Source organism: Candidatus Zymogenus saltonus, from assembly GCA_016929395.1.
Lineage (GTDB): Bacteria > Desulfobacterota > Zymogenia > Zymogenales > Zymogenaceae > Zymogenus > Zymogenus saltonus.
Map to the genome: position 1 here is coordinate 1 of JAFGIX010000005.1, position 4900 is coordinate 4900.

At 51.0% G+C, this 4900-nt stretch carries 4 protein-coding genes and 1 pseudogene; 1 reads left to right on the forward strand and 4 read right to left on the reverse strand.

All coding sequences use genetic code 11. The features are described 5' to 3' along the window. Positions 1–80 precede the first annotated feature (80 nt). The 4 genes and pseudogenes from JW984_01075 to JW984_01090 all read right to left on the reverse strand — a co-directional run bounded on the left by JW984_01075 (position 81) and on the right by JW984_01090 (position 3878). Positions 81–296: pseudogene (locus JW984_01075) on the reverse strand (MvaI/BcnI restriction endonuclease family protein). Positions 297–312: 16 nt separating this feature from the next. Beyond that, positions 313–1257: a site-specific DNA-methyltransferase gene (locus JW984_01080; protein MBN1571766.1), complete on the reverse strand. Its 945-nt coding sequence runs from the start codon at positions 1255–1257 to the stop codon at positions 313–315. A 49-nt stretch (positions 1258–1306) separates the two neighbouring features. Beyond that, positions 1307–2170, reverse strand: coding sequence for a sensor domain-containing diguanylate cyclase (locus tag JW984_01085; GenBank protein ID MBN1571767.1), 864 nt, complete (start codon positions 2168–2170; stop codon positions 1307–1309). A gap of 1 nt (position 2171) precedes the next feature. Then, entirely contained in the window at positions 2172–3878 is a 1707-nt protein-coding gene (locus JW984_01090) for an ABC-ATPase domain-containing protein (GenBank protein MBN1571768.1), read from the reverse strand. 86 nt (positions 3879–3964) lie between these two features. Between JW984_01090 and JW984_01095 the strand changes: the two genes are divergently transcribed. Next, positions 3965–4783, forward strand: coding sequence for a hypothetical protein (locus tag JW984_01095; GenBank protein ID MBN1571769.1), 819 nt, complete (start codon positions 3965–3967; stop codon positions 4781–4783). Positions 4784–4900: the final 117 nt, after the last annotated feature.

Consider the following 4900-nt stretch of genomic DNA (forward strand, 5'->3'; position numbering starts at 1 on the left):
GCCAAGAAAGTGTCTTGATTTTAAGACGCCTATAGAAGTATTCTTTAATCAACCTGTTGCACTAAAGAGTTGAACCCGCAAAATAATGTAGTTAAAGAATTTGAGTTTTTGCGTTGACTTTTTAGTTCCCATTCTGCTGCGTTTGGAATTGGCAAATTATTTTCTTCTATGCCTAACAAATCTTCCAAAGTGTTTCCTATGCCTCCAACGTTTCCAGGTCTCGCATTTGGGATCCATCCTCTTTTACGAATTTCACAAAGCTCATCAATAAGATCTTCCTTGCTCATAATACGCATTTATATAACCTATTATTTATTCTTCTGAACGCCAGAAATCAAGAAGATATTCAAAAGTAACACCCATAGTAATATAATTACTGGGCCAACCAAAAATGCCTATTTGGTTAACTATATTGGTTCTGTCCCAAATTATAATGTTTCTTAATTCATAACCGCGTTTTCTTAATTCCTCTATCAAGGATACATGTATGGTTATTCTTTTATTTTCCCACCACATATCAGGAACATTTATTACACAATGGGCTTTAGGACGAAGCAGAGGCAAAAGGCCTTCATAAATATCACCCATTGCCTTTGCATATTCTTCTAGTTCAAGGATGCCAAGATCACGTTCATCTTGCGAGTATTGTTCGACTTTACCTAATTGTTCATTTTTTCTATCACGACGTGATTTATTCTTACGTTTTCGATTTAAAAGATTTGCATATGGTGGTGAAGTACAAATCAAAGATACAGATTTTTCCTCGAAGTATAGGGGAATATTTCTTGCGTCGTCTTGTACTGCAATTTGATTTGCGTGATTAAACATATTTACATTACTTTGGATCCTCTCTGCACTAAGTTGTATATAATTTTCTTGCAAATCAAATCCAACTGCATTGCGATTCAAATCATTGGCAGCAACAAGTGTTGTCCCACTTCCGACAAATGGATCAACAACGAGTTCTCCCTCATGTGTAAAAAGCTCAATTACTTTCCTTGCAAGAGCAATCGGAAATGTCGCAGGATGTATACTTTTATCTCGAATATCTCGTTTTTCATAGTAGAATTGCCAAACACCTAGTTGAGATTTAAGCCATTCTTTTGCTGAAAGACAATTAATATGTTTTGGTTTACACTCACATGATCGAGAATAGCTAATTTTAAGTTTCTTCTTATGAAGTTCATCACCTGCAAGAATTTGTATTGGCAATGTTTCCTTTTCTTGATAATTCTTGTTCTTCTTAATATCTACCATTTATTTATTCTCTTATAAATTTAACAAACTCCTTAGTTTCTTACCCCCCCTACCCCCTCGCATTCTCCCTTGCCCTCTTCAGCAGGGAGTCGATGCTGTCGCCCTTCTGGAACTGGGCGGTTCCCGTAACCACCTCTATCTCCCCGGGGAAGATCGTCGTGGAGTTCTCGACTATGATCTCCTTGAACTTTGCCGCCGCGTTCCTCGTGTTCTCCTCGGTGAAGTTCGGCAGGAGGATTATGAAGTCGTTCGGCCCCAGCCTGCCGGAGAGATCCCCCTTTCTCGTGTTCATCCTTATAAGGTAGCCCACCCGCTGCAGCACCTCATCAAGCTTTTTCGGGCCGAGCTCGTTTTTTATGTTCTCGGTATTTTTAAGCATTACGTAGATTACTCCCAGCGGCGCCCCGTATCTCAAGCAGTCCTCGACCTTCACCTCGAGGTATTCCATGATCTTGCTTTTCGTGTAAAGCCCCGTCAGGAGGTCCACCGGTATCATGCTCTGGATGTCGCGTTTCAGCTCCTCCATGGCGAGTCTCGGCCTGTCGTCTATCATAAACTCCACAGCGCCGATCATTTTGTCGCCCTCATTCATGACCGGCATCACCTTTACCTCCACCGGAAACGTGTCCCCTTCCTTGTTCTTGAAATAGTGTCTGCCCTCGTATATCTTCTTGTTCTTCAGCGTAAAATCGATCGGGCAATTCGTGTCACAGAGCTTGTTGCCGCGCTTGTCGATGTGTCCCTCGAGAAATTCACCGCAGGTTTTGTTCAGAACATCTTTAATTGTATATCCCGTCAGCTTTTCGGCGTAACGGTTAATGTAGATGAGCTTCCTGTTCTTGTCGAAGAACCGAACGCTCATGTCTAGCTCCTCGGCTACCTTCATGAAAAATCTTATGTCGATATTTTTCATCTTACCTGACCTTAAGGGTTCTCATCCTGTTTACGGCCCCGGCCACCTCGAAGATCCTCGGGGCGGCGAGGTTGCCCACCTTGTAGGGGAGGAGCATATCGAGCCCCTTCTCCTCGAGCTCGGAGATGACCATCTCTATCCCCTCTCTGAGCGTCAAACCTCTTATGGCGTAGCGCGTCGCGTAGATATGGATGATGTTTCCTATCGCCCTGGTTTGGCTCGTGTCCACGATTTGGGCCAGCCCCGAGAGATCGATGTCGAGCCGGCCGTAGAGGATCTTCCTCAGTCCCTTGGCGTCTATCTTTACCTCACGTTTCCCCTTGGACGGGTTGAAGCAGGAGGGATTCGGTCTCCTCTGGGTGATCTCACCGAACTTCTCTCCCCCCTCGTCGATCCTCGAGGCGGCGTGTTTTTTGGCTATATCTTTGGCCCTTGAGCTAACGTCGATGGGGACGTAGTTCTCCATTGCGATCACCGTGTCGGCCACATCGAAGTAGTCGCCGCTCCCGCCCATGACGAGGATGGTGGAGACGTCGTTTTGGGTGTTCAGCTTTCCCACCTTGTCCACGAACGGGGTGATCGGCTCCTTATCCTTCGATATCAGCTCCTGCATCCGCTCGTCCCTGATCATGAAGTTGGTGGCGGACGTGTCCTCGTCGATAAGTAGCAAAGTCGTCCCCATCTCCAGCGCCTCCATGATGTTGGCCGCCTGGGAGGTGGAGCCGCTTGCGTTCTCCGTGGCGAACTCGTTCGTGTCGCGCCCCATGGGGAGGTTCGTGATGAAAGGGCTGATGTTCACCTTCTCGATGTACCTTCCGTCCTCCGCCCTGATTTTTATCGCTTTCGGGTCGGTCGCCACAAGCTCCCTGCCGTCGCCGGGGATGTGGGGGTAGACCCCCCTCTCGATCGCGGTGAGAAGGGTCGATTTTCCGTGAAAGCCCCCGCCCACGATGAGCGTGACGCCGGTCGGAATCCCCATCCCGTGAATCTCCCCCCTGTGAGGGAGCGTCGCCGAGACCTTGAGGCTCTCCGGCGCCTTGAAGGGGACGGCGTCCCTGGCAAGGGGCCTGTCGTCCACGCCCGATCTCCTGGGGAGGATAGAGCCGTCCGCCACGAAGGCCGAAAGCCCCATCTCCGGGAGCAGGCCCCTCAAGTGCTCCTGATCCTCCACCGAGTCGACCTGGGCGGTAAAGTCTTCCGCGCCCACGTTTTTTGCGCTCAAGGCCTCCTTTACGATCTCCGGGATCTCCTCGAAAAAGATGGCTACCGCCTCGTGTCCCAGGATGGTCCTTCCCGCAGCAGGAAGCCCAACGACGAAGCGAACCTCGACGGCGTCGTCCGTTATGACGCACGAGTTTCGCCTTAGGACCTCTTGGCCCGGGGTGTCTATCGAGACCATCCCGCTCTTTCCCATCCCCCTCGATCCCTTGGCGGTGTTCAGTATGGCCCGATGAAACGTTCGGGTCAGGAAGTCGGCCGCCGCCACCCTCCTGATGTCGTTTGAGAAGAGGGACGGATCAAAGCCGGTCTCGGCCCTTGCAGCCTTAACGCTCACCCTCGATGGGGCGGCGAAGGGATCGCCCTGGACGTGATCCACCGAGAGGAGAAAGTGACCGAAGTCGTAGACCCCCTTGATGTCCATGTATGCCTTGTATCCCCTCCGGTCGATTCGCTTCAGCGTGGAGAGGAACTGTTCTTTCGGCTTCATTTTTTTTAGATATAGCTTTATTTTTCTTTAAAGTGGATATACTATAGCATTTGTGGGAGACAAAGTAAACTATTTACAGATTCGATATGAATATATATCAAGAGATAGTAAGGGCGTTAAAACCCGCGGCCCTTGGGGCAGAGGTTCGCCGGATCGTCTCAGGGGGGATTTACACCGCGGTCGAGGTTGTGTCGAATAAGGGCGGCCGCGCCCTGGGGTTGGCCTATGTCGAGGGGGATAGATGCACAGGGGGGGAAATCGGGGGATGCGAAGGCGATAGATGCCGCCGGGGCGGGGGTCGGTCTCCCTTAATGGATGGGGGCGCGAAGTTCCCCGTGAGTGCTTCAGACCTGTTGTCCTCCCTAATTATGATTTCAGATGGGGGAGAGGGCAAGGGGAGGGGGGTGGAGTCGTCAGTTGCTACGGCTTTGGCCTCGGCCCTGGCGCAGCTCACGCTGACCGAGTGGGAGACGGGGGACGTTCTCGAACAGGTAAGTGTTAAGAGGGGGGAGGGGGTGACCGTCGTGGGGGGATTTCCGTTCACGCCGAGGCTTGCCGAGATGGGGGCGGAGCTTGCCGTCTTTGACAGGAGGCTCGAGGATTTTGACGAGGGGGAGATGGGCGCAGCCCTTAACGGGGCGGACGTGGTTATAATCACTGGGGCGGCGCTGGCGAACGGCACGCTCCCGGGTATCCTCGAAAGGATCGGCGGCGCCCGGGAGGCGATAATCCTCGGGCCGACGACGCCCCTCGTCCCGGAGGCCTTTGCAGATACACCGGTGACAAGGCTCATGGGCGTGATCCCCCTCGACATCGACGGAGTGGTGGAAGTGATCGTTTCAGGGGGCGGGACGAGGGGTTTCAGCCGATACGTTCAGAAGGTGGGAGTGCGGGTAGGAAAATAGAATAGTCAGGAGGTTGAAGGGTGATAATAGTTAAGTGAAAAAGTTACGATCTTACCTTACAGTTTAGTCGTTTAAAGAGAAGATATTTTATCATAGAAGAGCCATCCCCGAACTTTA

Excerpts from the sequence above, each read along its gene's own strand:
- JW984_01085 (MBN1571767.1), bottom strand. The coding sequence starts at position 2,170 with ATGAAAAATATCGACATAAGATTTTTCATGAAGGTAGCCGAGGAGCTA.
- JW984_01080 (MBN1571766.1), bottom strand. The coding sequence starts at position 1,257 with ATGGTAGATATTAAGAAGAACAAGAATTATCAAGAAAAGGAAACATTG.
- JW984_01095 (MBN1571769.1), top strand. The coding sequence starts at position 3,965 with ATGAATATATATCAAGAGATAGTAAGGGCGTTAAAACCCGCGGCCCTT.
- JW984_01090 (MBN1571768.1), bottom strand. The coding sequence starts at position 3,878 with ATGAAGCCGAAAGAACAGTTCCTCTCCACGCTGAAGCGAATCGACCGG.